Genomic DNA, 254 nt, shown 5'->3' with positions numbered 1-254 from the left:
GCGCCGCCAGGGCCTCGTCGCACGCCGCATCAGACGCCGCAACGGTCTGACCAGGCAGGACAAGACGGCCCCGAAGTTCCCCGACCTGCTCAAGCGGGACTTCACCGCCGACAGGCCGAACGCCCGGTGGGTCGGCGACATGACCGAGATCCCCACCGTCGACGCCAACGGTCGGCCCGGTGAGAAGCTATATCTGGCCACTGTGATCGACCTCTACAGTCGTAGATTGCTTGGTGCTGCCACCGGTCTGCACC

1 protein-coding gene is annotated in these 254 nt (G+C 66.5%); it reads left to right on the top strand.

Going from position 1 to position 254, the window contains the following annotated elements:
• Positions 1-254 (top strand): DDE-type integrase/transposase/recombinase (locus tag CEY15_RS17955; protein WP_342744919.1); only part of this gene is annotated, 254 nt, incomplete at both ends.

Origin of the sequence: Dietzia natronolimnaea (assembly GCF_002289575.1) — a bacterium.
GTDB lineage: Bacteria > Actinomycetota > Actinomycetes > Mycobacteriales > Mycobacteriaceae > Dietzia > Dietzia natronolimnaea_A.
The sequence above is the reverse complement of the archived record's forward strand: the minus strand, read 5'-3'. Positions and strand labels throughout refer to the sequence as shown.